We start from the raw sequence: 26716 nt of genomic DNA, 5'->3' as shown, positions 1-26716 counted from the left end.
GGTTCCTCACAGATCGTCGGGCGGCCGGCCCGCCCGCCTGCGCGAGCGGGACCGTTCGGATGTTCCCAGCGCTCCACTCTAGCCTGACCGTCCTGTCCGCCGAGGTGCGGGGCGGTCCGGTCGGACCACCCCGCGGGCGCGTCAGCCGGGCGTGACGACGAGCAGCAGGTCCCCGCCCTGGGCCGGTCCGCCCGTGGAGGCGACGCGCTGCACCGTGCCGCCGATCGGGGTGGTGATGCTGGCCTCCATCTTCATCGCCTCGATGGTGGCGACCGTGTCACCGGCGGCGACGGTGTCGCCCTCCGCCCGCGTGACCGTGACGGATCCGGCGAACGGTGCGGCGATCTGGCCGGGTGTGCCGACGTCAGCCTTCTCCGCCGCCTTCACATCGCTCTCGACGCTGCGGTCACGCACGCTCACCGGCCGCATCTGCCCGTTGAGCGTGCACATGACGGTGCGCATGCCCCTCTCGTCGGGCTCGGACACGGCTTCGAGGGTCGCGATGAGCCGCACGCCCTTCTCGAGTTCGATCACGTGCTCGGTGGCGGGCTGCAGGCCGTAGAGGTAGTCGGCCGTACCGAGGAGCGAGACGTCGCCGTACGTGTCGCGGATGGACCGGAAGTCCTTGGTCGGCCCGGCGAACAGCAGCGTGTTCAGGGCGGTACGTCGCTCCATCGAGCTGCCCGCGAGCTTCGCCTCGTCCTCGGAGCTGAGCTGCACGTCGCGGGGCTTGAGTTCGCGCCCTTCCAGCGCCTTGGTCCGGAAGGGTTCCGGCCAGCCTCCGGGCGGGGTGCCGAGTTCACCGTTCAGGAAACCGATCACGGAATCCGGGATGTCGAAGGACTGCGGGTTCTCTTCGAACTCGGCGGGGTCCGCGTTCCTCCCGACCAGGGCCAGCGCGAGATCCCCGACCACCTTGGAGGACGGGGTGACCTTCACGAGTCTGCCGAGGATACGGTCCGCGGCGGTGTACATGTCCTCGATGGCCTCGAAGCGCTCCCCCAGTCCGAGCGCGATGGCCTGCTGCTTGAGGTTGGAGAGCTGACCACCCGGGATCTCGTGGCGGTAGACCCGGCCCGTGGGACCGGGCAGCCCGGATTCGAACGGCGCGTACATGCGCCGGACGGCTTCCCAGTAGGGCTCTAACGCGCACACGTTCCCGAGATCCAGCCCGGTGTCCCGCGGTGTGTGCGCGAGGGCGGCGACGAGGGCGGAGGCGGACGGCTGGCTGGTCGTCCCCGCCAGGGCCGCGCTGGCGACGTCGACGGCGTCGACCCCCGCCTCCACGGCGGCGAGCAGCGTGGCGAGTTGCCCGCCCGCGGTGTCATGTGTGTGCAGGTGGACGGGCAGGTCGAAGCGGTCCCGCAGGGCGGCGACCAGCTTCGCCGCCGCGGCCGGACGGAGCAGTCCCGCCATGTCCTTGATCGCCAGGATGTGCGCCCCGGCGTCGACCATGCGCTGGGCGAGGTCGAGGTAGTACTCCAGCGTGTACAGCTTCTCGTCGGGATCCAGCATGTCGGAGGTGTAGCACAGCGCCACCTCGGCGACCGCGGTCCCCGTCTCCCTCACCGCCCGGATGGCCGGTTCCATCTGCGAGACGTCGTTGAGCGCGTCGAAGATCCGGAAGATGTCGATGCCGGAGGCCGCGGCCTCCTGGACGAAGGCCATGGTCACCGCCTCGGGGTAGGGCGTGTAGCCGACGGTGTTGCGTCCACGCAGCAGCATCTGCAGGCAGATGTTGGGCACCTCGCGGCGTAGGACGTCCAACCGCTCCCACGGGTCCTCACCGAGGAAGCGGAGCGCGACATCGTACGTCGCGCCGCCCCACGCCTCGACGGACAGCAGCTCCGGCGTCAGGTGCGACACGCTCGCTCCGGCCGCCGCCAGGTCCCTCGTCCGGACCCGCGTGGCGAGCAGGGACTGGTGCGCATCGCGGAAGGTGGTGTCCGTGACCGCCACTGCCGTCTGGTCGCGCAACGCCCGGGCGAAGCCCTCCGGTCCCAGCTCCAGCAACCGCTGACGGCTACCCGCCGGGGCTTCCGGATCCTTCTCGCCCGCACGGGCGGATCCCGCGCCCGGCACTGCGCCCGCAGGTTCCCGGTCGGATCCCGCAGGAGCCGCTCCGGGGTCGGACGACGCGGCCGGGAGGGCCGGCAGCTTCTCGCGCGGGTCCAGGTGGGCCGGCCGCGGCCCGTTGGGCTGGTTGACGGTGACGTCGGCGAGCCAGGTCAGGAGCTTCGTGCCGCGGTCCGCGGGGACGCGGGCGGTCAGCAGTTCGGGACGCTCGTCGATGAAGGAGGTCGCCACGTTCCCGGCGATGAAATCCGGATCGTCGAGGACCGCCTGCAGGAAGCTGATGTTCGTGGAGACGCCCCGCACCCGGAACTCGGCCAGCGCCCGCCGGGCCCGCGTGACGGCGGACGGGTAGTCGCGGCCACGGCAGGTGAGCTTGACCAGCATCGAGTCGAAGTGCGGGCTGATCTCGGCGCCGGCATAGACCGTGCCGCCGTCGAGCCGCACGCCCGCTCCACCGGCGGACCGGTACGCCGAGATCCGTCCGACATCGGGACGGAACCCGTTCGCCGGGTCCTCCGTGGTGATCCGGGATTGCAGGGCGGCTCCGCGCAGGGTCACGGTGTCCTGGCTCAGGCCGAGATCGGCGAGGGTCTCCCCCGCGGCGATCCGCAGCTGGGACTGCACGAGGTCGACGTCGGTGACCTCCTCCGTGACGGTGTGCTCCACCTGGATGCGCGGGTTCATCTCGATGAACACGTGCTGCCCTGCCCGCTCCCCGACCGTGTCCACCAGGAACTCGACGGTCCCCGCGTTCACGTAGCCGAGCGCCGTCGCGAACTTCACGGCGTCCCGGTGGAGCGCCTGCCGGATGCCCTCGTCGAGGTTCGGTGCGGGGGCGATCTCGATGACCTTCTGGTGTCGACGCTGCAGGGAACAGTCGCGTTCGAAGAGGTGCATGACGTTGCCCTGTGCGTCCGCGAGGATCTGCACCTCGATGTGCCGCGGACGCAGGACCGCCTGCTCCAGGAACATCGTCGGATCGCCGAACGCGGACTCCGCCTCCCTCATGGCCGCTTCCAGCGCCTCGGGCAGTGCCTCCCGGGTGTCGACCCTGCGCATCCCGCGGCCGCCGCCGCCCGCCACGGCCTTCGCGAAGACCGGGAAACCGATCTCCTCGGCAGCGGCGATCAGCTCGTCGACGTCCGCACTCGGCCGGGAGGAGGCGAGGACCGGGATGCCGGCGCTACGGGCGGCGTCCAGCGCCTTCACCTTGTTCCCGGCGAGCTCCAGGACGTCGGCGGGAGGCCCCACGAAGGTGATCCCTGCCTCGGCCGCGGCCCGCGCGAGCCCCGGGTTCTCGGAGAGGAATCCGTAGCCCGGGTAGATGGCGTCGCACCCGGCCTCCGTCGCGACGCGGATGATCTCGGCGATGTCCAGGTACGCCCGGACAGGGTGCCCCTCCTCGCCGATCAGGTACGCCTCATCGGCCTTCTGCCGGTGGATCGAGGTGCGGTCCTCATGGGGGAACACGGCGACGGTCTTCGCGCCCACCTCGTGCCCGGCACGGAACGCCCGGATCGCGATCTCGCCGCGGTTGGCCACCAGAATCTTCGAGAACATCGCACTCCTGCATCATCGCCGGTCGGGTCCATCACGCTGGCATGATCCTACCCGCCGGCACAGCCTGGTCCAGCGGACGTCCCAGCCGCGGACGTGCCCTCCGCACGGCCGCCGGACGGGCGCAGATCAGGGCGGATGAGCGGTTCCGCCTATGATTGACCGGGGCGTCAAGGACAGCCGCATGCCCCGGCGGCGGCCAGAGACAGGTATGGGTTCACCACGTGCAGGTAGTCAGTATCAGCAGCCTCAAAGGCGGCGTGGGCAAGACGTCGGTCACCCTGGGGCTGGCGTCCGCCGCACTGGCAGCAGGGATCCCCACCCTCGTCATCGACCTCGATCCCCACGCTGACGCGACCACCGGTCTCGGCGTCAGACCCTTGGGCCGGACGGACATCGGGCGGCTGCTCAAGAACGCCCGGCGCGCGGACCTCGGAGCGAACACCGTCCCGGCCGGCTGGGTCGCGACGGCGGCCGGGCGGTCCGGGTCGTCCCCCTCGGTCCTTGACGTCGCCATGGGCTCTGCGTACTCCGGCATCTACGACAGGCCGGACCTCGGGCGGCGGGACCAGCGACGCCTGGCCACGCTCCTCTCGAGGATCACGGGGTACAGCCTCGTGCTGATCGACTGCCCGCCGTCCCTCAACGGTCTCACCCGCATCGCCTGGACGGCGAGCAACAAGGTGGTCCTGGTGGCCGAGCCCGCCCTCTTCTCCGTCGCCGGCACCGAGCGGACCATGCGCGCCCTCGAGCTGTTCCGGCGCGAGTTCGCCCCCGGCCTCACCACCGCCGGGATCGTCGCGAACAAGGTCCGCGCCACCTCCAACGAGCACGCGTTCCGCCTTGCCGAGATGAGGCAGATGTTCGGTGACCTCCTCCTGACGCCGACCATCCCCGATCAGGCCGACTGGCAGCAGATCCAGGGTGCTGCCCACGCGGTGCACCACTGGCCGGGCGATTCCGCCCGCCAGGCGTCGGGCTACTTCGACGAGCTGCTCAGGGGCGTTCTGGATACCGGGAGGATGAGGAGCCGCAGCGGGCGCCGTTGACGGCTCCGGAGCCTTGCCGGGATCGACCGCCGCGTTGCTGGAGGGGATGCGGTTCGACCCCGCCCGACTCCTGCGGGGAGCTAGCTGATCTTGCGGGTGGCGCGGCGCTTGCTCAGCTCGTCGCCCGGGAATTCCTGCTCCAGCGCATGCTCGCTCGGAAGCGCGGCGAGGCTTCCCTCGACCTCACGCCAGACCCGGCCGACGGCGATGCCGAAGACACCCTGTCCGCCCTGCACCAGGTCGATCACCTCGTCGGCGGAGGTGCACTCGTACACACTCGCGCCGTCGCTCATCAGGGTGATCTGCGCGAGGTCCTCGACCCCGCGCTCGCGCAGGTGCTCGACGGCCGTGCGGATCTGCTGCAGGGAGACACCGGTGTCGAGCAGCCGCTTGACGACCTTGAGCACGAGGATGTCCCGGAAGCCGTACAGCCGCTGCGTGCCGGACCCGGAGGCACCGCGGACGGCGGGTTCGACGAGGCCGGTCCGCGCCCAATAGTCGAGCTGGCGGTAGGTGATGCCCGCAGCCTTGCAGGCCGTGGGACCGCGATACCCGGCATCTTCATCGAGGACGGGGAGGTCTTCCGTGAACAGTAAGCCCTGGGCGCTTGCTGGGACGCCAGCGCCTGCCGGGCTGGCTGCCTTGCCGGCGTCACCCTTCGGACTCACGTGCTGCCTCCTCGTAGTGTTCCCGGGGAAGATGCTCTGGACGGAACCTCAGGATGTGCACCAAGTGTGCCCCGAGTCCACCACACACGCAATGGGAACTGTATGCTCCGACGTTAGATCGCGGGAGGGCTGAGGTCAAAGACCGAGCCCCACAAGCATGGGCGTGTCGGAGGCCGTCCTCAGCGCTCGAAATCCTCGGGCTCCACATCGGCGAGGAACTCCCTGAACTGGAGGACCTCCTTCTCCGCCGTCTCCCCGGTGTCGCCGTCCGCGCCGTCCTCCGCTTCGGCGTCGGCGATCCCCACGCCGGCAACCGCCAGGACCTCGTCGGCACAGAAGATGGGGCACGGCACACGCAGCGCCACCGCCAACGCATCCGAGGCGCGCGAACCGACCGTCACACCATCACTGAAGACGAGTTGGGCGTGGTACACGGTGTCCTCCACCGAGGTGATGCGCACCTCGGTGATCACCTTGCCGGCGGCGGCGACGACGTCGACCAGCAGGTCGTGCGTCATCGGCCGGGGCGGCACGATCCCCTGCTGGACGAAGGCGATGGCGCTGGCTTCCGGGGCGCCGATCCAGATGGGCAGGTGCCGTTCCCCCGACGACTCGCGGAGGAGGACCAGGGGCTGGTTCGAGGGCAACTCGATCCGCACTCCCACGACTTCTACTTCGATCACGGGGTGGCCGCCTAACTGTCCATCCGGGCTATGTGGCTGTTCACGAGGGCGCTGTGCAGCCCGAGACAGAGCTCGCTGATCTCCCGTGCCGTCTCGGCCGCACGGGCCTTCGACGCAACGTCCTTGCGCGAGGCGACGGGAGCGACGACACGCTCGACGAGGCCCAGCTCGCGGTCTGCGGCCGCCCGGAAGGGACGGAGATGGCGGGGCTCGATGCCGTGCAGCTCGAGCTGGACGCAGGCCGTCGTGATCTTGAGGGCGTACTCGTCGAAGCGGTTGTCGACGGCAGAGATGAGACCGAAGCTCACGAGGTCGTCCACGAGCCGCCGGGGGGCACCGGCCTCGGCCGCGAGCGTCTCGGCCGTGAGCCGACGGGCGTGGGCGCTGAGTTCCCGTGACAGCTGCTCGGAGACGATGCGCGGCGCGAGCGTCATGCCGCCCGGCAGCGACTCGGGGCGTTCACCCCGGTCGATCGCGTCGACGTAGTCCTTGATGACCTTGAGCGGCAGGTACTGGTCGCGCTGCAGGGCGAGGACGAACCGAAGGCGATCGACATCGTGCCCCGTGTACTTGCGGTACCCGGCGCGGGTGCGCTGCGGGGTGATCAGGCCCTTCTCCTCGAGGAACCTGATCTTCGAAGCCGTGACCTGGGGGAATTCGCCGGAGAGCTCGCGGAGCACCTCGCCGATCGTGAGGACGCCCGAGGTACCTGGAGCGACGCCGGCGGACCGGCGGGCGGGTTGGGAAGGCATGGAGCGGACTAGGCCTGCGCTGTCGTCTGCTGCGCTGCCTGGGCCGTGACGGCACGGGCAGCATAGAACGTCAGCCGGAACTTGCCGATCTGTACCTCGTTGCCGTTGCGGAGGGCGACGCTGTCGACGCGGTCGTTGTTCACGTAGGTCCCGTTGAGGCTCCCGGTGTCGACGACCATGAAGCCGCTGTCCGTCCGCCGGAATTCAGCGTGCTGCCGGGACACCGTCACGTCGTCCAGGAAGATGTCGGCATTGGGGTGACGACCGGCCTTCGTGATGTCCTCGTCCAGCAGGAAGCGGGCACCCGCATTCGGTCCGGAATGGGCGATCAGGAGTGCGGAACCCGAGGGAAGCGCTGCGACCGAAGCCTGTTCCTCACGGGTGAGATGCCGTTCGAGCTCCGTCGTCACGGCCTGCGGGGGCAGACCGATCGTGGTTGTCTCCGGAGACGTCATGTTCGGCTCTTCTCCATTCACGGCTGGATCGTCATTCGGCATCATCGGTGGTTCCTCCCCTACTGCGTGCAACAGTCCGTCCTGCCCTGCTGCCCTGTCCTGCCGCCCTCGCGGGGGTGGATCTAGCCTACCTGCTGGGAGTAATCGGCTGAACTCAGCAGGCCCGTCACCGCGGAGCTGTCGGAGACCTTGATCTCCAGGAGCCAGCCCTCACCGTAGGGATCGGTGTTGATGAGCGAGGGATCGTCGTCGAGCGCCTCGTTGCGCGAGACGATCTCCCCCGTGATCGGGGCATAGATGTCGCTGACGCTCTTGGTGGACTCGACCTCGCCGATGACCTCGGCGCCCGTGACGGCCGTGCCGGCCTCGGGCATCTGGACGTAGACGACGTCGCCGAGGGCGTCCTGTGCGAAGTCGGTGATACCCACACGAACCGTGCCGTCGGCTGCCGGCTCACTGACCCACTCGTGCTCCGCGGTGTAGTACAGGCCATCGGGAATGTTGCTCATGGTTGCCTTTCGGACGCGCGGTCTTCATCGGCGGCGCCGGGCGCCGTCCGCTACGGGTACTGGTCGAGTATAGGCATATCCACCGGGCCCCGTGACGCACCTCTCACGCCCTGTGGACCGCCCGTGGACCGCCCCCGCGGGCATGCGAAAAGCCCGCCTCCTCCGGTCATCACAACCGGTGGAGACGGGCTCTGCAGTGTCGGGATGACAGGATTTGAACCTGCGACCCCTTGACCCCCAGTCAAGTGCGCTACCAAGCTGCGCCACATCCCGATCAGCCCGTCCAGCGGGCCAAACCACTCAGACAACACTACAGCATTCCCCGGGTGGATCGGCACATCGGACGGCGCCGTCCGGGGGTCAGCGCTTGCGGCTGCGCTTCTCCCGGACGCGCATGCTGACCTCGATGGGGGTTCCCTCGAAACCGAACGTCTCCCGCAGCCGGCGGGTGATGAAACGCCGGTAGCCGGGGTCCAGGAACCCCGTGGTGAAGAGGACGAACTTCGGCGGCCGGCTCGAGGCCTGGGTGCCGAAGAGGATGCGCGGCTGCTTGCCCCCGCGGACGGGGTGCGGGTGCGCGGCGACGAGTTCGCCGAGGAACGCGTTGAGGCGTCCGGTCGGGATGCGCCGGTCCCACGACTCGAGGGCGACGTCGAGGGCCGGGACCAGCCGGTCCTTGTGCCAACCGGTGAGGGCGGAGATGTTGACCCGCGGAGCCCAGTCCACGTGCGCGAGATCCTGCTCGATCTCGCGTTCCAGGTACCGGCGGCGTTCGTCGTCGAGCAGGTCCCACTTGTTGAAGGCCAGCACGATCGAGCGGCCCGATTCGATGGCCATGTTGAGGATGCGGACATCCTGCTCGCTGAGGATCTCGTCGACGGCGAGGAGCACGACGGCGACCTCCGCCTTCTCGAGCGCGGACTGCGTGCGCAGGGAGGCGTAGAAGTCTGCGCCCTGCTGCATGTGCACACGGCGCCGGATCCCGGCGGTGTCCACGAAGCGCCAGGTGCGGCCGCCGAGTTCGATCATCTCGTCCACGGGATCGCGGGTGGTGCCCGCCAGGGGGTCCACGACGACGCGGTCGGAACCCGCGAGCTTGTTCAGGAGCGAGGACTTGCCCACGTTCGGGCGGCCGATCAGCGCCACGCGTCGGGGGCCTCCGGACCGCTCGATCCCGCCGTGCTCGGAGAACTCCGGCAGGATCTCGACGACCTTGTCCAGCATGTCGGCGGTGCCGCGGCCGTGCAGCGCGGAGACCGGCCAGGGCTGCCCGAAGCCGAGGCCCCACAGCACGGAGGCGTCGGCCTCGTTCTGGATGTCGTCCACCTTGTTGGCCACGAGGATGACGGGCTTCTTCTTGCGGCGCAGCATACGGACCACGGCCTCGTCCGTCGCCGTGGCTCCGACGGTGGCGTCGACCACGAGCAGCACGGCGTCGGCCATGTCGACGGCGATCTCCGCCTGGTCGGCCACGCGGGCGTTGATGCCCTTGGCGTCCTGCTCCCAACCGCCCGTGTCCACGAGCGTGAAGTTGTGGCCCGTCCACTGCGCCGGGTAGGACACGCGGTCACGCGTGACGCCCGGCGTGTCCTCGACGACGGCCTCGCGGCGTCCGAGGATGCGGTTGACGAGGGTGGACTTCCCGACATTGGGGCGGCCGACGATCGCGAGGACCGGGTTGAGCCGCCCCTCTGCCTCGTCGTCGTAGTCCTCGTCCTGCCGGGCCAGGAGGGCGGCGTCCTCGTCGTCGAGTTCGTAGTCCTCGAGGCCCGCGCGCAGCGAGGCGGCACGCTGCTCGGCCTCGGCGTCGTCGAGGGTCTCGAGCAGCTCGCTGACCTGGTCCTCGCCGGTCGGCTCGTAGTCCTCGTCGGCCCCGGCCCCGTGGCCGGTCGCGTTCGGCGAAAGGTTCTCGCTCATCGTTGGTTTCCTTCGGTTGGTGTACGCCGTCTCCCGACGGCGATCCTGGTGGGCGCGAGCCCGGAGTCTTGAGGCGCGCTCAGTGCGCGATGGTGCGGACGACGTCGAGCACGGCGGCGACGGTCTGCTCGAAGTCGAGGTCGGAGGAGTCGAGCGTGACCACGCCGTCGGCGGCCTGCCGGAAGTTGACGACCGTGGAGTCCCTGGCGTCACGGTCGATGACCTGCTGCTTCAGCTGCGCGTCCGTCTGCGTCCCGCCGAGCTGGTCGCCACGGCGCCGCAGGCGGGCCTCCTCGCTCGCGGTGAGGAGGATGCGGACCTCGGCATCGGGGGCGACGACGGTGGTGATGTCGCGTCCCTCGGCGACGATGCGGTGTCCGGCTCCGGCGATCAGCGCACGCTGCCTGCGGATCAGTTCGGCGCGCGCACCCATGGTCGTGGCGACGGCGCTGACGGCCGAGGAGACCCCCGGCTCGCGGATCGCGGCCGTGACGTCGTCACCGGCGATGGTCACCGACTCCCGATCGGGACTCGTGCTGATGAACAGCTCGATGCCGCGGGCGGCGGCCTCCACGGCCACGCCGTCCTGCAGGTCGACGCCGGTGGCGATGCAGTGCAGCGTCACCGCGCGGTACATGGCGCCCGTGTCCAGGTACGCCGCGCGGAGGCGGCGCGCCACCTCCCGGCTGACGCTCGATTTCCCGGAACCGGAGGGTCCGTCGATCGCCACGACGAGCGACTTCCCGAGGCGGAACCCCGAATGGGGGCTCGCGTCCCGCTCCGCCGTCGCCTCCGGATCCCCTGCCGCGGGTGCTGCCGATGCTGCTGATGCCGATGTGGTGATCACTGCACTACCTTCCAGCCCCGCTGGGTCAGGGACTCCGTCAGTTCTTGCCGCTTGCCGGGCAGGACCGAGAGCTCCGCGAGTCCCACCTGCCGCCCGGGTGAATGTTCGAGGCGGAAGTCCTCGACGTTGATGCCGGTGTGGCCGATCTCCGTCAGGAGCTTCGCGATCTGCCCGGGAACGTCGTCGACCAGCACGGTCAGCCGCGCGAACGAATTCGGTGGGGTGCCGTGCTTGCCCGGGACACGCGCCTGGCCGGCGTTGCCCTCCGTCATGAGTTGCGCCATGTCGAGCCGCGCTCCCCCGGCAGTCGGGTCCTCGAGCGTCGAGATGAGGCGGTCGAGGTCCTCCCGGACGCCGTACAGGATGTCCACGAGGCGGCCGGCGTTGGCCGAGAGGATCTGCACCCACAGGCGCGGATCACTCGCGGCGATGCGGGTGACATCGCGGAGCCCGTTCCCGGCGAGGGCCAGCGCCTGCACGGGCGAGTCCTGCAGCCGGCTCGCGACCAGGGAGGACACGACCTGCGGGAGGTGCGAGATCAGGGCGACGGCACCGTCGTGCTCCCCGGCGGACATCCGCGTGGGGACCGCGCCGAGGTCGACGGCGAGTGACTCGGCCCGGAGCACCGCGTCCGGCCTGCTCGTCGCGTGGGCGCACAGCACCCACGGGGCACCGGAGAAGAGCTCCGCGCGGGCCGCCACGGGCCCCGACTTCTCACGGCCCGCCATCGGGTGGGTCCCGACGTAACGCGGGAGGTGGCCGGCGGCGTCGGGCATGCCCTCGAGCTCCCGCAGGATGGACTCCTTGACGCTGCTGATGTCCAGCACGACGGCGGCGGGGTGCGCCACGAGGGCGTCCGCGACGACCCGGGCCGTGACGTCAGGGGGCGTGGCGACGACCACGAGTTCCGGCTCGAACGATTCTCCGTCGAGCTCGGAGTGGAGCCTGCCGGCCCCGATGTCCCGCGCCACCGCCTCGGTGGACGGCGAGCTGTCGGACAGCACGACGTCGAGCCCGCGCGCCCGGAGGCCGAGCCCGATGCTCGCGCCGAGCAGACCCGCCCCAACGATGAGGACGGGACCGGCGAGGTGCGTCCCCTGGTCCGTGCGGATGGTCATCGACTAGAGGCCCACCGAAGCCAGGAGGTGTCCGACCTCCTGGCGGCCGAGCACGCGGATGCTGCCCTGGCGCTGGTCACCGACGCGGATGGGACCCACCTGGGTGCGGACGAGGCGCTCCACGGGGTGTCCGACGGCGTCGAAGAGCCGGCGGACGACACGGTTGCGTCCCGAATGCAGGACCACCTCGACGAGGATGTGGCCGGGGGTGGAGTCGACGAGCTTGAAGGAGTCCACCGTCGCCACGCCGTCCTCGAGCTCGATCCCCTCCTTCATCTGGGCTCCGATGCCCTGGGCCATGGGGCCGCGGACCTGGACGAGATAAGTCTTGGGTACTTCGTAGGACGGGTGCGTGAGGCGGTTGGTGAGCTCACCGTCGTTGGTGAGCAGCAGCAGGCCCTCGGTCTCGGCGTCCAGGCGGCCCACGTGGAAGAGCCGCTCGCTCTTGTCCTTGTTCTTGAGGAAGTCGCTGATGCAGCGGCGGCCCTCGGGGTCCTCCATGGTGGACACGACGCCGCGGGGCTTGTTGAAGACGTAGTACTTCAGGTGCTCGTTGAGCTGCAGGCGGATGCCGTCCACGTGGATGGCGACCTGTTCGGGATCCACCCGCACACCGAGTTCGGTGACGATCGTGCCGTCGACCTCCACCCGGCCGTCGAGGATCATCTCCTCGCAGACGCGGCGGGACGCGACGCCGGCGAGGGCCATCACCTTCTGCAGGCGCACGCCCTCGGGGTTGTGCACGTCGATCTCATCCGCGGGTCGGCCCGAGTGCTTCGGCCTGGCCTGCCGAACGGGGCCGAGGTTCTGGCCGAAACGCTCCTTGCCGAAGGCCTTGGCGCCCGCCAGCTTCTGGCGCGGGCCTGCCTGGCCCGGACGTCCCGGCTTGCCGGCGCGGCTGCCTGGCTTCGCTGCGAAGCGGCCCGACGGCGTGCCGGCCGAGGGACGGCCTGCGGCCGAACGCGCTCGACCGTCGGCGGACTCGCGCCGCTCGCCGCTCTGCGGCCTGCCCTCGGCGGAGCGGCTCGGGCGGCCCTCGCCGGTGCGACCACCGCGATCGTCACGGGACGGGAAGGAGCGGCTCTCGCCGGTGCGACCACCGCGATCGTCACGGGACGGGAAGGAGCGGCTCTCGCCGGTGCGACCTGTGCCGGGGCGGCCCTGGCCGGACCGCGCCGGCCGACCCTCGGCGGAGCGGCTCGGGCGGCCCTCGCCGGCCCGACCACCGCGATCGTCACGGGACGGGAAGGAGCGACCCTCGCCTGGGCCGCCCGTGTTCGGGCGGCCGGTGCGCTCGCCGCGGGACGGGGACGTCCGTGCACGGTCAGCGTCGGCGGGTCGACCGGCGGACCCGCCGCGGCGCGGCGCGTTACGTCCGGAATCGGATCCTGGCTGCTGTGTCATGTCGTCCTTCGTGTAGGTACTGCTCTGTTCGTCACTGCTCGGGGCGGTCCGTCCGTCCCGCTCCTGATCACCGCTGATCGATGCCGGCCGATGCACCTCAGTACGTCGTCTCGTCGTACTCCCCCAGGCTCTCGAGGCCCGGAAGGTGGGGGGCGATCCGCGGCAGTTCGTCGACGCTGGCGAGTCCCAATCTTTCCAGAAAGAGGATGGTGGTCCCATAGAGGACCGCTCCGGTCTCGGGATCGGTCTCCTGCTCGACGACCAGCCCCCGCTGCAGCAGCGTACGGACCACGGAATCGACGTTAACGCCCCGGATGGCGGACACCCGGGCACGGGAGACGGGTTGGCGGTACGCGATGACCGCCAGTGTCTCGAGTGCTGCCTGTGAGAGCCGGGCAGTCTGGCCATCGAGAACGAAGTCGGCGACAACGGACGCGAAGTGCGTCCGGGAGAAGATCCGCCACCCGCCGGCGATGTTCCTGAGTTCGAAACCGCGCGGTTCAGATGGTTCGGTGCTCTGGAGGCCTGATCCAGTATAGCCGTCGTACTCCCGCTGCAGGTCCACGAGGACCCCGTGCACCTCGGCGGTCGGCCGCCCGAGGACCGCGGCCACCTGTTCGTCGGTCACGGGACGGTCCGCGACCATGAGGATCGCCTCGACGGCGCCCCGGATCCCGCCGGGCAGGACATCGACGTCGGGCACGGGTTCATCCCCTGCGGGGGGTCCCGGCTCAGTCATCCTGCGCCTCCCGTTCCCCCGCGGACCGCGGGACCTGCCCACCGTCGGGTGCGTCGCTGTTCCCCTCCGCGTTCCCCTCCGCCTCGGACCCTTCCGCCTCGAAGTCGCTCGTCAGCGCTTCCGCCGACCAGTGCCCGTCCTCGGCACTCCACCGCACCAGCAGTTCGGCGAGCGGGGCTGCCTGGTCGAAGGAGATCGCCCCGTCGCGGAAGAGTTCGAGGAGCGCGAGGAAGCGCACCACCAGCACCAACCGTGAACCGGCGTCCTCGGTGAGCTGCCGGAAGGACAGCGGACCCCTCGTCAGGAGGAGATCCTGCAGGATGACCGCCTGGTCCCGGACGCTGACGGCCGGGGCGTGCAGGTGCTCGATCCCGACCTCGGACGGCAGCTCCTGCCGTGGGGCGAGGACCTTCGCGGCCAGGGCGGCGAAGTCCGCGGGCGTGTGCTTCCAGATGAGCTCGGGCAGCAGCCGGGTGAGGTGCGGTTCGAGGGGGACGTCGCGAGGATGCCTCGCGTCCTCCTCCTCGAGCCGCTGCGCGAGGTGACGGGCCACTTCCTTGAAGGCCCTGTACTGCAGCAGCCGGGCGAACAGGAGATCGCGGGCCTCGAGCAGGGCGATGTCCTCCTCGTCCTCGACCGCGCCGGAGGGCAGCAGCCGCGCCGCCTTGAGGTCCAGCAGGGTCGCTGCGACCACGAGGAACTCGCTCGCCTCGTCGAGTTTCCACTCGCCCTCGGCCGCCTGGATGCGGCGGATGTGCGCGATGAATTCGTCCGTCACCTGGGCGAGGGCAATCTCGGTGATGTCGAGCTCACGTCGCGAGATGAGGTTCAGCAGCAGATCGAAGGGTCCGCTGAAATTCGTCAGCTGCACCGCGAACACGGCGGCAGGAGCCGCCGTCGTCGGAGCGGTGGCCGCCTGCGCGCGTGCCATCCCGGTCACCTACCGGGCCCGGGCGGACCCGGTGCGCGCCGGCACTAGGGTGCTCCGCCCCTGCTGATGAGCTCCTTCGCGAGCCGCCGGTAGGCATCCGCGCCGGAGTGGTTGGCGGCGTAGGACGTGATCGGCTCCGCTGCGACGGTCGCGTCGGCGAACTTGATGGTCCTTTTGATCACGGTCTCGAAGACCTTGTCGCCGAAGGCCTCGACCAGCCGGGCGATGACCTCGCGGCTGTGGAGCGTCCTGGCGTCGTACATGGTGGCCAGTACCCCGTCGATCTGCAGGCGCGGGTTCAGCCGGTCCTGGACCTTCTCGATGGTCTCGACCAGCAGGGCCACCGCGCGCAGGGCGAAGAACTCGCAGATGAGCGGGATGATGACGCCGTGCGCCGCAGTGAGCGCGTTGACGGTCAGGAGGCCGAGCGAGGGCTGGCAGTCGATGAGGATGACGTCGTAGTCGTCCGCGACCTTCCGCAGGGCGCGGTCGAGCACCTGCTCGCGTGCCACCTCGTTCACGAGCTGCACTTCTGCGGCGGAGAGGTCGATGTTGGCCGGCAGGAGATCAATGTTCTCGATCGCGGTGTGCTGGATGGCGTCGTGGATGGTCACCTTGCGGTCCATCAGCACGTTGTAAACCGTCACGTCCAGCTCGTGCGGGTTCGTGCCGAGGCCTGCGGAGAGCGCGCCCTGCGGGTCGAAGTCGACGAGCAGGACCTTGCGGCCGGCTTCCGCGAGCGCCGCGCCGAGGTTGATGGTCGACGTCGTCTTGCCGACGCCGCCCTTCTGGTTGACCATCGCGATGACCCGCGCCGGGCCGTGGGACTCGAGGACGGGGGGTTCAGGGAACTCCGTCACGGGCCGGCCGGTCGGACCGAGCTCCGTGTCCGCTGCGCCGGGCAGAGTGGAACCCTGTTCAGTACTCACGTTGTTTATCCACGCTTCCATCGAATCCGGTGCACGCCGGCCGGGAAGGGGGGCCGGGCGGCGTTTCTCTTGGTCAACCGTACAACGCCCGGGAGGGGCACCGCGGAGGTGGGGGTCCCGGGGTGACGAGCCTTGATCCTCAACCTGAGGTCGAACGTTCCTTTCCCCGCCGCGTCCGGGACGACCACTCAGGGGGTCCTCGGTGGGAGGACGAGCGGGACACCGGACGCCCGGGACGGGGCCCGGATGCACCCGGATCATGCACCGCTCCCCGCGGGAACGACGACGGCGGTGCCCTGGATGAGCTCCAGGGCACCGCCGTCGTCGGGTGGTCGGGCGGACGGCCCGTGGTGGCGCGCTGTCAGCGAGCGGTGGTCCCGCGGACGGCGGCCTCCGTGTGGGCCTCGGCGCCATCCTCGACGTCGTTCTCGTCGTTGTCGAAGCGGTGGTCCGTGGTCATCGTGCTCTCGTCGAAGGGCTCGCGACCGTCGAGCACGTCATCCACGCGGGCCCGGTCGATCTCCTTGGTCCAGGTCCCGATGAGGACCGTCGCCACGGCGTTCCCGGTGAAGTTGGTGAGCGCGCGGGCCTCGGACATGAAGCGGTCGATCCCGACGATCAGGCCGACGCCGTCCACCAGGTCCGGGCGGTGCGACTGCAGGCCACCGGCGAGGGTCGCGAGGCCCGCTCCGGTGACCCCGGCCGCTCCCTTGGAGGCGATGATCATGAACACCAGGAGCGAGATCTGCTCGCCGAGGGCCAGGGGCTTGCCGAGGGCCTCGGCGACGAAGAGCGCCGCCATGGTCAGGTAGATCGCGGTGCCGTCCAGGTTGAAGGAGTAGCCCGTGGGGACGGTGACGCCGACGACGGGCTTGGAGACCCCGAGGTGCTCCATCTTGGCGATGAGGCGGGGAAGCGCCGCTTCGGAGGACGAGGTGCTGAAGATGAGCAGGTACTCACGGCCCAGGTACTTCATGAGCTTGAAGATGTTCACCCCGGTGACCATCTTCAGCAGGCCGCCGAGGATGACGACGATGAACAGGGCGCAGGTGATGTAGAAGGCGATCATGAGCGTCGCCATGCTGACGATGGCCTGGACGCCGGTCTCGCCGACTACGGCGGCGATGGCACCGAACGCACCGATGGGTGCGAGCCACATGATCATGATGAGGATCCGGAAGACGAGTGCCTGGATGTGGCCGATGCCGCGGAGGACCGGCTTGCCGGCGGAGCCCATCTTCTGGAGGGCGAACCCGACGAGCAGCGCCACGAACAGGGTCTGCAGGATGCTCGGACCCGTCAGTGCGGAGAGCAGGGTGGTGGGGATGATGCTGAGCAGGAAGCCGACCGTCCCCTCGGGTGCACCCTCGGCAGTCGCCGGCAGCTCATAGGTCGACGACGAGATGTCGAGTCCCTCGCCGGGCTGGATGAGGTTGCCGACCACGAGGCCGATCGCCAGGGCGAAGGTCGACATGACCATGAAGTACCCGAGTGCGAGCCCGCCCACCTTGCCGACCGTCGCGGCCTTCGCGATGGACCCGACCCCGAGCACGATCGTGCAGAAGATGATCGGTGCGATCATCATCTTGATCAGGTTGATGAAGCCCGTTCCGAGCGGTTTGAGCGACTTGGCGAACTCCGGGGCCGCCAGGCCGAGGATCGCGCCGAGAATCACCGCCGCGATCACGGCGATGTAGAGGAAATGGGTCTTGTCGACCCGTTTGCGGGTCTTGGCGGGTCCGTTGTCGGACCGCGATGGCGCCATAGCCATGGTGTTCTCCCTGGGTGTCCGGCCGCCCGGCGGCGCCGGCCGCCGGAGGTCGTTCTTCGGCTGCGGGGTCCTACCGGGGAGCGTAGTGTTGGGTGCTTCCTCCTGATCATCGCACCGCGCGTGATGCGCATCACGATTGAGTTCATACTGGTCATGGACCCGCGTGCGCCGGTACCCGCCCGGTGCCCCACGAACCCCGAAGGAGCTGGATCCCCGCGTGAGTCGATGGAGCCTCGCACGGCAGTACTTCCTCGTTCAGCTCGTCTTCATCCTGGTGCTGTCCGCGTCGCTGTCCGTGATCCTGTACGTCGATGCGGCGCAGGGCGTGGACGACGCGGCGGCCGAGCGCATGGTCGCCGTCTCCACGACGATCGCGCTGGATCCTGCCGTCCTCGAGGCCGTGGAGGGCCCGGATCCCTCGTCCGTCCTCCAGCCCTACGCCGTGGGCGTCATGGACCGGCTCGGCGTGGACTTCATCACCATCATGGCGACGGACCGGACCCGCTACACCCACCGCAACCCCGACCAGATCGGCAAGCCGTACATCGGGTCGGTGGCGGAGGCCCTCGCCGGCGGGACCCACACGGAGACGTACGCCGGCACCCTGGGGCCGTCGATCCGGTCGATCGTGCCGATCGTGGGCGGCGACGGGACCGTCCGGGCCATGGTCGCGGCCGGTATCACGGTGGACCGCGCGGCGATCGCCCGGAACGCCCAGCTGCCGCTCGTCGCGTCGATCGCGCTCGGTGCGCTCGCGGTCGGCGCCCTCGCTTCCTTCCTCCTCAGCCGACGCCTGAGCGACGCGACGCTGGGCATGGGACCGGCGGAACTGTCGCGCACCTTCGTGTTCTACGACTCCGTCCTCCACTCGGTCCGGGAGGGCCTCCTGCTGACCGATGCCGAGGGCCGACTGGTCCTCTACAACGACCAGGCTGCGCGGCTGCTGGGGCTCGACGGCACGCAGGAGCCGGTGCCGGCGTCGCACCTCGCCGTGCCGCCGTCGCTCCGCGAGCTCCTGGCGTCGGGGCGGAGGGCGAACGACGAGGTGCACCTGACCGACAGCCGGGTTCTCGTGGTGAACCAGGAACCCGCCGTACCACCGGCTCCCGCGGGGCGCGCCTCACACCATCCGACCGTTCTGGGCACGGTGACCACCCTGCGGGACCACACGGAGATCGAGGCACTGACCGGGCAAGTCGAGACGATGCGCACGCTGACCGACGCCCTGCGCTCGCAGACCCACGAGCACGCCAATCGCCTGCACACCATCGTGTCGCTCGTGGAACTCGGCAGGAGTGCGGACGTGCTCGATTTCGCGACGAGGGACCTGCAGCAGTCGCAGCGGCTCACGGACGAGGTGGTCCGGGCGGTCGACGAGCCGTTCATCGCGGCGCTGCTGGTCGGCAAGGCGGCTCAGGCGAACGAGCGCGGCATCGAGCTGATCTCGGAGATCGGCCATGACGCACAGGCCGGTGCCCTCAATCCCGTGGACCTCGTCACGATCATCGGCAACCTGCTGGACAACGCCTTCGACGAGGCTGCGGCCTCCGAGGAACCACGCGTGCTCCTCTCCGTGACACGTCTCGCGCCGGAGGGGACCGCGCCGTACCTCGAGATCGTCGTGGAGGACAGCGGTCACGGCCTGCCCGATTCCGAGAAGGCGAAGATCTTCGATTTCGGCTACAGCACCAAGCACGACGGCGGCCCGCAGAGGGGCAGGACGGGTGGGGTGACCTCCGGCCGGATGCACAGCCGGACGGGGGTCGTCGGCCAGGGGGTACAGGGGGCCGGGCGCGGGATCGGCCTCGCGCTCGTCCGCCAGGCCGTCCGGCGCTTCGGCGGGGTGGTGGAGGTGACGGACACGGACGACGGCGGTGCCCGCTTCACGATCCGGCTCCCCTACCCTGCACCCGCCGAACCGGCGGACGGACCGGTTCCCACAGGTCCCTCGGCTCCCTCGGGTGCCGCTGCTCGCCCGCTGAGCACCTCACGAGCCTTCGAGGCCGCACCCGACGGTACCGGCGCGCGCCCCGCGTCCGGTGGCGGTCGGGCATGACCGCCATCCGGGTCCTCGTCGTCGAGGACGATCCCGTGGCCGCGGACGCGCACGCGGAGTACGTGCGCCGCCTCGACGGTTTCGAGCTCGCCGGGGTCGCCCGGAGCGGCGCGGAGCTCGCCGCCTTCCTGCAGCTCGTGGGCGACACCGCGGGGCAGGCCGGCGCGCCCGTCGACCTCATGCTGCTCGACATGAACCTGCCGGACGTCCACGGGCTCGACATCATCCGCAGGGTGCGCGGGCTGGGCCTCCCGATCGACATCATCGCCATCACTGCGGTGCGCGACCTGCACGTGGTCCGCTCGGCCATTTCGTCGGGGATCGTCCAGTACCTCATCAAGCCGTTCACCTACTCGGCGTTCAGCGAGAAGCTGGGTGCCTACCAAGAGTTCCGGCAGAGCCTCGTCGACCAGGCGACGGCGACCACGCAGGCCGAGGTGGACCAGGCCTTCGCCTCACTGCGCACCGTCGCGTCCGCGGCGCTCCCCAAGGGACTCTCCGGTGAGACGTTGCGCGCCGTGTCGGCCCATCTGAAGGAGCAGTCCGCCCCGACCACCGCCATCGAGGTCTCGGAGGCGCTGTCGATGTCACGGGTGACCGCGCGGCGCTACCTCGAACACCTCGCCGATCAGCGGTCCGTCCTGAGGACACCGCGCTACGGCACGCGGGGACGCCCTGAGTTCGAGTACAGCTGGGCGCGGACCACCACCGGGCGCTGACGCCCGTCCCGCTCCCCCACCGGGTCGGGCTGCCCGGGCGACCGTCAGTCCGCGGACGTCGGCCGCAGCAGCGGGGCCAGCGCATCGAGCACGGCAGGATCCTCGATCGTGGACGGGACGGCGTACTGCTCCCCTGCGGCCATCTGGCGCATGGTCTTGCGCAGGATCTTGCCCGAGCGCGTCTTCGGCAGCGCATCGACGACCACGGCCGAACGGAAGTCCGCAACGGGTCCGATGGTCGTGCGCACCAGGTGTACGAGGTCCGCTTCGAGCGTCTCGGCGTCGATGGTCGAGCCTGCCTTCAGGACCACGTAGCCGCTGGCGCGCTGGCCTTTCAGCGGATCGTGGAGTCCGAGGACCGCGCACTCGGCGACGGCGGGGTGCTGCGCGATGACCTGCTCGATGGCGCCGGTGGAGAGCCTGTGCCCGGCCACGTTGATGACGTCGTCGGTGCGTCCCATGACGAACACGTAGCCGTCCTCGTCCAGGTAGCCGGAATCCCCGCTGGAGTAGTAGCCGTCGAACGCCTCGAGGTAGGACTCGCGGTACCGCTGATCGCTGCCCCAGAGGGTCGTCAGGGTGCCCGGCGGGAGCGGGAGGCGCAGGGCGATGCTGCCCTCGAGCCCCGCGGGAAGGGGCGCACCGCTCTCGTCCAGGACGGCCACGTCGAAGCCGGGCGACGGCAGCGACGGCGACCCCGGCTTCAGCGGGACGCCACCGAACCCCCGCGGATTGGCACAGATGGGCCAGCCGGTCTCCGTCTGCCACCAGTTGTCCACGACCGGGACACCGAGGACGCCACCGATCCAGGCGGAAGTCCCGGTGTCGAGGCGTTCACCGGCGGAGAAGAGCGAATCGAGGGAGGACAGGTCGTGGCCGCGGAGCGCCGAGCCCTCGGGATCGGCCCGGCGGATCGCGCGCAGGGCGGTCGGCGCGGTGAAGAGCACCTTTGCTCGGTGCTCCTCGATGAGCCTGCCGAAGGCACCCGCGTCGGGCGTCCCCACCGGCTTGCCCTCGTAGAGCACCGTCGTCGCGCCCGCCAGGAGCGGCCCGTAGACGATGTAGGAGTGCCCCACGACCCAGCCGACGTCCGACGCCGTCACGATGACGTCGCCCGGGCCGATGCCGTAGATGTTCCGCATGGACCAGGCCAGCGCGACGGCGTGCCCGCCGTTGTCCCGCACCACGCCCTTCGGGGAGCCGGTGGTGCCGGAGGTGTAGAGGATGTAGAGCGGATCGGTCGCCGCCACGTCGACGGGAGCGACCGGCTCGGCCCGCCCGACGGCGTCGTCCCAATCGACCCACGGCGCGTCACCACCGGCGGTCGAGGAGCCGGTCGAGGAGGAACGGCCGTCTCCGGACACGTCATCCGGATCCGTCCCGGCCCTGTTGTCGAAGCCATCACGATGCTTCACGACCACGGGCGTCCCCCCGCTGCCGGCGAGCGCGAGTGCCTCCCGGACGGCCGGCAGATACTCGACGCGGCGACCCGGCTCGAAGCCGCCCGTCGCGGTGACCACCGCCGCTGGTCCGGCGTCCCGGATGCGCGCGGCGAGTTCGGCGGGGGCGAATCCCCCGAACACCACCGAGTGCACCGCCCCGAGGCGCGCCGTCGCCAGCATGGCGATGACGGCTTCGGGGACCATCGGCAGGTACACGAGGACGCGGTCACCCTTGCCGACGCCGAGCCCGGCGAGGACGCCCGCGAAGACCGCCACCTCGTCCCGCAGCTCGGCGTAGGTGTAGCTGCGGCGCAGACCCAGCATCGCGGAGTCGTACACGAGTGCCGTCCGCGTGCCGTGTCCCGCGTCGACGTGGCGATCGAGGGCGTTGTGACTCGTGTTGAGCGTGGCGGAGGGGAACCACCGGTAGAGGGGCGCGGACGTGGTGTCGAGTGCCGAGGTGGGTGCGGCCGACCAGTCGACCGCTTCCGCGGCAGCGAGCCAGAACCGCTCGGGATCGGCGAGGCTTTCGGCGTGCAGCGCCGTGTACTCGTTCCCCGGGGTACCGCCTCCGGTGTCCATCCCTGCTGCAGCCATGCTCGCCCTCCCTTGCGCGTGGAGAGGAGAGTATCACGGGCCCTGAGCTGCTTCAGCGGCTCCTGTATACACGACACGCCCGCGGTCCTGAACCTGGGCTCGCGACCCTTGCTTCTGGGGGGCTCCGTGTATACATTCAAGCGAAAGGCCGGGCTGCGCCCCGGCGACGACGAACAGGCGGAGGTCGGTGTGAGAGCGAGTGACCGCGCCTACGCCTTCCTCCGCTCGGACATCCTCGAGTGGCGGCTCGCTCCCGGCGACGTGCTGGCCGAGGTCGAGCAGTCCGCACGCCTCGGCGTCTCCCGGACGCCACTGCGCGAAGCCCTCTCGCGGCTCGTCGCCGAAGGACTGGCCACGCCGCATGCCGGGCGCGGCGTCGTGGTCTCCGCCATCTCGCTCGACGCGGTGGCCGATCTCTTCGACGTCCGGCTACCGCTGGAATGTGCGGCCGTGCGCCTTGCAGCCGTGCGGGGGTCGGCGGCGGTGTTCGATGCCCTGGCCACGGAGTTCCGCTCCGCCGGGCAGAGCCTCGAGCACGGTGGCGGGCACGAGGACTACTACGCGCTCACGGCCCGGCTCGACCGGGCGATCGATGAAGCAGCCGCCAACTCCTACCTGTACCAGGCGCAGAAGTCCATCCGGACGCACCTCGCCCGAGTCCGGCGGCTCGCCCGTGACCATCCGGCGCGGCTGCTCGCCTCCGCCCGCGAACACGAGCAGATCGCTCTCGCCGTCGCGGCCGGGAACGCCGACCTCGCCGAGGCCGCCATGCGCGTCCACCTCCACACCAGCCTGCAGCACCTCCTCGATCCGCCCGTCGCCCCGGCGTCGCCTCCCACCCCGTTCCGAGATCCACGAAAGGTACACCATGGTTGAATCGCACCCCGTCCGCGTCCACCGCAGCGAGGAGAACCTCCCGAAGACCGGCCAGCTCGCCTGGAAGATCGCCGAGGTGGCCACCGACCCCGTCGAGGTCACCGACGACGTCGCGGACATGGTCATCAACCGCATCATCGACAACGCCTCCGTCGCCATCGCCTCCCTGAACCGGGCGCCGGTCCTCGCCGCGCGTGCGCAGGCCCTCAGTCATCCCGTGTCCGCCCACGGCAGCGGCGCAGCCGTCTTCGGCGTCACGGAGCCCGTGTCCGCGGAGTGGGCCGCCTGGGCCAACGGGGTGGCCGTGCGTGAACTCGACTACCACGACACCTTCCTCGCCGCCGACTACTCCCACCCCGGGGACAACATCCCGCCGATCCTCGCCACGGCGCAGCACGCCGGCGCCTCGGGCCGGGACCTGCTCCGGGCGATCGCCACGGGCTACGAGATCCAGGTGGACCTCGTGAAGGCGATCTGCCTGCACGAGCACAAGATCGACCACGTGGCACACCTCGGCCCTTCTGCTGCAGCAGGCATCGGCACCCTGCTCGGCCTCGAGGCCGACGTGATCTTCCACGCCGTCGGCCAGGCCCTGCACACGACGACAGCCACCCGCCAGTCCCGCAAGGGCGAGATCTCCACCTGGAAGGCGCACGCTCCGGCCTTCGCCGGCAAGATGGCCGTCGAGTCGGTCGACCGGGCGATGCGCGGACAGACCTCCCCCACACCCATCTACGAGGGCGAGGACGGCGTGATCGCCTGGCTCCTCGACGGCCCGACCGCCGCCTACGAGGTGCCGCTCCCCACCCGGGGCGAGGCGAAGCGGGCCATCCTCGACACCTACACCAAGGAGCACTCGGCGGAGTACCAGGCGCAGGCCTGGATCGACCTCGCACGGCGCCTCCACAGTGCCCACCCCGAGGTGGCCGACCCGGACAACGTCGCGGCCGTCGTCATCCACACCTCCCACCACACGCACTACGTCATCGGGTCCGGCGCCAACGACCCGCAGAAGTACGAGCCCACCGCCTCGCGTGAGACTCTCGACCACTCCATCCCCTACATCTTCACCGTGGCGCTGCAGGACGGCCGCTGGCACCACGAGGACTCATACGCGCCCGAACGCGCCGCCCGCCCCGACACAGTGGCCCTCTGGCACAAGGTCACCACGGTCGAGGACCCGGAGTGGACGCGGCGCTACCACTCGCTCGACATCGCCGAGAAAGCCTTCGGCGGCGGCGTCGAGATCACCCTGACCGACGGGACGGTCATCACGGACGAGATCGCCGTCGCCGATGCGCATCCCCTCGGCGCCCGCCCCTTCGCCCGTGCCGACTACATCGCGAAGCTGCGCATGCTCGCCGCGGGCATCGTCGAGGACGCGGAACTCGAGCGCTTCCTCGCGGCCGTCGAGCAGCTCCCGGACCTGCCCGCAGGATCGCTCGGGCAACTCAACGTCGTCGCCCGTCCAGGCCACCTCGATGCGGTCGCGATGCCGCAGGGACTCCTGTAGGAGGGCCGGGATGCTGTATTCGAGCGTCACCGCGCCCCAGAAACGACGCGCCCTCCGCGACGGGCTGGCCTCGGGCCGCCTCCAGCAGTTCCCGGGTGCCTTCAATCCCCTCTCGGCCCGGCTGATCGGCGACAGGGGGTTCGACGGCGTCTACATCTCGGGCGCCGTGATCGCCGCCGATCTCGGGCTCCCCGACATCGGCCTCACCACGCTGACCGAGGTGGCGCAGCGGGCCGGACAGATCGCCCGGATGACGGACCTGCCCTGCCTGGTCGACGCAGACACCGGCTTCGGCGAGCCCATGAACGTGGCCCGCAGCGTACAGGAACTCGAGAACGCAGGCCTGGCCGGTTGCCACATCGAGGACCAGTTCAACCCCAAGCGGTGCGGTCACCTCGACGGCAAGAACGTCGTCGACCTCGACACCGCGGTCAAGCGCATCCGGGCCGCCGCCGACGCACGCCGCGACCCCGACTTCCTCATCATGGCGCGGACCGACATCCGAGGCACGGACAGCCTCAGGGCGGCACAGGACCGGTCCCGTGCACTGGTCGAGGCCGGCGCGGACGCGATCTTCCCGGAGGCGATGCGGACCCTGGACGAGTTCCGTGCCATCCGGGATGCCGTGGACGTACCGATCCTCGCGAACATGACGGAGTTCGGGAAGAGCGATCTCTTCACGGCGGAGCAGCTCCAGGACGTCGGGGTGAGCATGGTGATCTACCCGGTCACACTCCTGCGCAGTGCGATGGGCGCCGCCGAGCGTACGCTGGACACGATCCGACTCCACGGCACCCAGCAACCCGCCGTGGAGGGGATGCAGACGCGCAGCCGGCTGTACGACCTCGTGGACTACGAGGGCTACAACCGGTTCGACTCGTCCATCTTCGACTTCGAGGTACCGGGCAGCAGATCCGCCGCCCCGCCCGCACCCGCAGGATCCGATGCACAGGAGGAGCAATCGTGACAGAACCAGAGATCCACAAGGGCCTTGCCGGAGTGGTCGTCGACCACACCGCGATCTCGAAGGTGAATCCCGAATCCAACTCCCTGCTCTACCGGGGCTACCCCGTCCAGGAGCTGGCCGGCCACCGGGACATGGAGGACGTGGCCTATCTCCTCTGGAACGGCGAGCTGCCGGACGCCGCGCAACGGCAGGAGTTCGACGCCTTCGAGCGTGCCCACCGCGCCCTGCCCGAGCAGGTCATCGCCGCCATCGACCTGCTTCCTGCGACCGCGCACCCGATGGACGTGGCACGCACCGCCGTGTCCGTCATGGGGGCGAGCCACCCCCTGGCCGGCGACAACTCGGTCGACGCGAACATGGAGAAGGCCGCCACGCTGTTCGCGGCCTTCCCCGCCGTCGTCGCCTATGACCAGCGGCGCCGGCGCGGACAGGCGCTCGTGGAGCCGCGCGACGACCTCGGCTACTCGGCGAACTTCCTCTGGATGACGTTCGGGGAGGAGGCACCCACGGAGGTGGTCCACGCCTTCGACGTCTCGATGGTGCTCTACGCCGAACACTCCTTCAATGCCTCGACCTTCACCGCGCGGGTCATCACGTCCACCCTCGCGGACCTGCACTCCGCGGTCACCGGGGCGATCGGCGCCCTGAAGGGAGCCCTGCACGGCGGAGCCAACGAGGCCGTCATGCACACCTTCGAGGAGATCGGCATCCGCGAGGACGAGAGCGCCGAGGACGCCGCCGTCCGGGCCAAGGCATGGATGGAGGACGCCCTCGCATCGAAGAAGAAGGTGATGGGCTTCGGGCACCGCGTCTACAAGAGCGGCGATTCCCGCGTGCCGACCATGAAGTCCGCCCTCGACGCGATGATCGAGTACTACGGACGCAGCGAGATCCTCGGCCTCTACTCGGGGCTGGAGACGGCGATGGACGAAGCCAAGGGCATCAAGCCGAACCTCGACTACCCAGCCGGGCCCACCTACCACCTCATGGGTTTCGACACGGAGATGTTCACCCCGCTCTTCATCGCGGCCCGCATCACCGGCTGGACTGCACACGTCATGGAGCAGGTGGCCTCGAACTCGCTCATCCGGCCGCTCAGCCTGTACAACGGTCCCGAGGAGCGGCACGTCGGCTGACCGCG

General features: G+C 70.1%; 22 protein-coding genes and 1 tRNA gene. 7 read left to right on the top strand and 16 right to left on the bottom strand.

Features of this window, described 5'->3' with window-relative positions:
- Positions 1-141: 141 nt before the first annotated feature.
- Complete coding sequence (locus NVV32_RS05940; protein ID WP_422391688.1) at positions 142-3636, bottom strand: pyruvate carboxylase; 3495 nt, start codon at positions 3634-3636, stop codon at positions 142-144.
- 221 nt (positions 3637-3857) lie between these two features.
- On the opposite strand from NVV32_RS05940, the gene NVV32_RS05935 reads away from it, so the two are divergent.
- Positions 3858-4682 (top strand): ParA family protein, encoded by an 825-nt coding sequence (locus NVV32_RS05935; protein ID WP_422391687.1) that lies wholly within the window; start codon positions 3858-3860, stop codon positions 4680-4682.
- A gap of 80 nt (positions 4683-4762) precedes the next feature.
- On the opposite strand, the gene NVV32_RS05930 is transcribed toward NVV32_RS05935, so the two are convergent.
- The 14 genes from NVV32_RS05930 to NVV32_RS05865 form a co-directional block, all read right to left on the bottom strand.
- Positions 4763-5350 carry a MerR family transcriptional regulator gene (locus NVV32_RS05930; RefSeq protein ID WP_055773550.1) on the bottom strand — a complete coding sequence of 196 codons (588 nt, stop codon included), beginning with the start codon at positions 5348-5350 and terminating at the stop codon, positions 4763-4765.
- A 179-nt stretch (positions 5351-5529) separates the two neighbouring features.
- Positions 5530-6033, bottom strand: a complete 504-nt coding sequence (locus tag NVV32_RS05925) for a bifunctional nuclease family protein (protein ID WP_422391686.1) — start codon at positions 6031-6033, stop codon at positions 5530-5532.
- 11 nt (positions 6034-6044) lie between these two features.
- Positions 6045-6785: a MerR family transcriptional regulator gene (locus NVV32_RS05920; protein WP_422391685.1), complete on the bottom strand. Its 741-nt coding sequence runs from the start codon at positions 6783-6785 to the stop codon at positions 6045-6047.
- An 8-nt stretch (positions 6786-6793) separates the two neighbouring features.
- Entirely contained in the window at positions 6794-7240 is a 447-nt protein-coding gene (locus tag NVV32_RS05915) for an FHA domain-containing protein (RefSeq protein ID WP_235499063.1), read from the bottom strand.
- Between the two features lie 122 nt (positions 7241-7362).
- Positions 7363-7749 (bottom strand): glycine cleavage system protein GcvH, encoded by a 387-nt coding sequence (gene gcvH / locus NVV32_RS05910; protein WP_055773558.1) that lies wholly within the window; start codon positions 7747-7749, stop codon positions 7363-7365.
- A gap of 199 nt (positions 7750-7948) precedes the next feature.
- Positions 7949-8022: transfer RNA gene (locus NVV32_RS05905), tRNA-Pro, on the bottom strand.
- Between the two features lie 87 nt (positions 8023-8109).
- On the bottom strand, positions 8110-9666 hold the full coding sequence (gene der, locus NVV32_RS05900) for a ribosome biogenesis GTPase Der (protein WP_055773560.1): 1557 nt from the start codon (positions 9664-9666) through the stop codon (positions 8110-8112).
- A gap of 79 nt (positions 9667-9745) precedes the next feature.
- Entirely contained in the window at positions 9746-10396 is a 651-nt protein-coding gene (gene cmk, locus NVV32_RS05895; protein ID WP_055773590.1) for a (d)CMP kinase, read from the bottom strand.
- A 113-nt stretch (positions 10397-10509) separates the two neighbouring features.
- Positions 10510-11631 carry a prephenate dehydrogenase gene (locus NVV32_RS05890; RefSeq protein WP_422391684.1) on the bottom strand — a complete coding sequence of 374 codons (1122 nt, stop codon included), beginning with the start codon at positions 11629-11631 and terminating at the stop codon, positions 10510-10512.
- A 3-nt stretch (positions 11632-11634) separates the two neighbouring features.
- A complete protein-coding gene (locus NVV32_RS05885; protein WP_422391683.1) occupies positions 11635-13035 on the bottom strand; it encodes a pseudouridine synthase in 1401 nt (466 codons plus the stop codon).
- A gap of 97 nt (positions 13036-13132) precedes the next feature.
- Positions 13133-13774 carry an SMC-Scp complex subunit ScpB gene (scpB, locus tag NVV32_RS05880; RefSeq protein ID WP_422391682.1) on the bottom strand — a complete coding sequence of 214 codons (642 nt, stop codon included), beginning with the start codon at positions 13772-13774 and terminating at the stop codon, positions 13133-13135.
- Positions 13767-14705, bottom strand: a complete 939-nt coding sequence (locus NVV32_RS05875; protein WP_422391681.1) for a segregation and condensation protein A — start codon at positions 14703-14705, stop codon at positions 13767-13769. Before NVV32_RS05875 ends, scpB begins: the two co-directional genes overlap by 8 nt.
- A 44-nt stretch (positions 14706-14749) precedes the next feature.
- Positions 14750-15634: a ParA family protein gene (locus NVV32_RS05870; RefSeq protein WP_055773566.1), complete on the bottom strand. Its 885-nt coding sequence runs from the start codon at positions 15632-15634 to the stop codon at positions 14750-14752.
- A 361-nt stretch (positions 15635-15995) separates the two neighbouring features.
- Positions 15996-17399: a cation:dicarboxylate symporter family transporter gene (locus tag NVV32_RS05865; RefSeq protein WP_055773568.1), complete on the bottom strand. Its 1404-nt coding sequence runs from the start codon at positions 17397-17399 to the stop codon at positions 15996-15998.
- A gap of 223 nt (positions 17400-17622) precedes the next feature.
- Between NVV32_RS05865 and NVV32_RS05860 the strand changes: the two genes are divergently transcribed.
- Together NVV32_RS05860 and NVV32_RS05855 are read left to right on the top strand one after the other, a co-directional pair.
- Positions 17623-19461: an ATP-binding protein gene (locus tag NVV32_RS05860; protein WP_422391680.1), complete on the top strand. Its 1839-nt coding sequence runs from the start codon at positions 17623-17625 to the stop codon at positions 19459-19461.
- Positions 19458-20180 (top strand): response regulator, encoded by a 723-nt coding sequence (locus NVV32_RS05855; protein WP_055773570.1) that lies wholly within the window; start codon positions 19458-19460, stop codon positions 20178-20180. The genes NVV32_RS05860 and NVV32_RS05855 overlap by 4 nt, the downstream gene beginning before the upstream one ends.
- Positions 20181-20224: 44 nt before the next feature.
- Here NVV32_RS05855 and NVV32_RS05850 read toward each other — a convergent pair whose 3' ends face one another.
- Positions 20225-22219, bottom strand: coding sequence for an AMP-binding protein (locus tag NVV32_RS05850; RefSeq protein ID WP_422391679.1), 1995 nt, complete (start codon positions 22217-22219; stop codon positions 20225-20227).
- A 189-nt stretch (positions 22220-22408) separates the two neighbouring features.
- Between NVV32_RS05850 and NVV32_RS05845 the strand changes: the two genes are divergently transcribed.
- Genes NVV32_RS05845 through NVV32_RS05830 form a run of 4 tightly spaced genes read left to right on the top strand, consistent with a single transcriptional unit; the run spans position 22409 to position 26711 of the window.
- Positions 22409-23095, top strand: a complete 687-nt coding sequence (locus NVV32_RS05845; RefSeq protein WP_055773593.1) for a GntR family transcriptional regulator — start codon at positions 22409-22411, stop codon at positions 23093-23095.
- Entirely contained in the window at positions 23088-24608 is a 1521-nt protein-coding gene (locus NVV32_RS05840) for an MmgE/PrpD family protein (protein ID WP_422391678.1), read from the top strand. Before NVV32_RS05845 ends, NVV32_RS05840 begins: the two co-directional genes overlap by 8 nt.
- Before the next feature lie 10 nt (positions 24609-24618).
- Positions 24619-25575 (top strand): methylisocitrate lyase, encoded by a 957-nt coding sequence (prpB, locus tag NVV32_RS05835; RefSeq protein WP_422391677.1) that lies wholly within the window; start codon positions 24619-24621, stop codon positions 25573-25575.
- Positions 25572-26711: a bifunctional 2-methylcitrate synthase/citrate synthase gene (locus tag NVV32_RS05830; RefSeq protein WP_422391676.1), complete on the top strand. Its 1140-nt coding sequence runs from the start codon at positions 25572-25574 to the stop codon at positions 26709-26711. Before prpB ends, NVV32_RS05830 begins: the two co-directional genes overlap by 4 nt.
- Positions 26712-26716 lie beyond the last annotated feature (5 nt).

Origin of the sequence: Arthrobacter sp. N1 (genome assembly GCF_048288285.1) — a bacterium.
Lineage (GTDB): Bacteria > Actinomycetota > Actinomycetes > Actinomycetales > Micrococcaceae > Arthrobacter_D.
The sequence above is the reverse complement of the archived record's forward strand: the minus strand, read 5'-3'. Positions and strand labels throughout refer to the sequence as shown.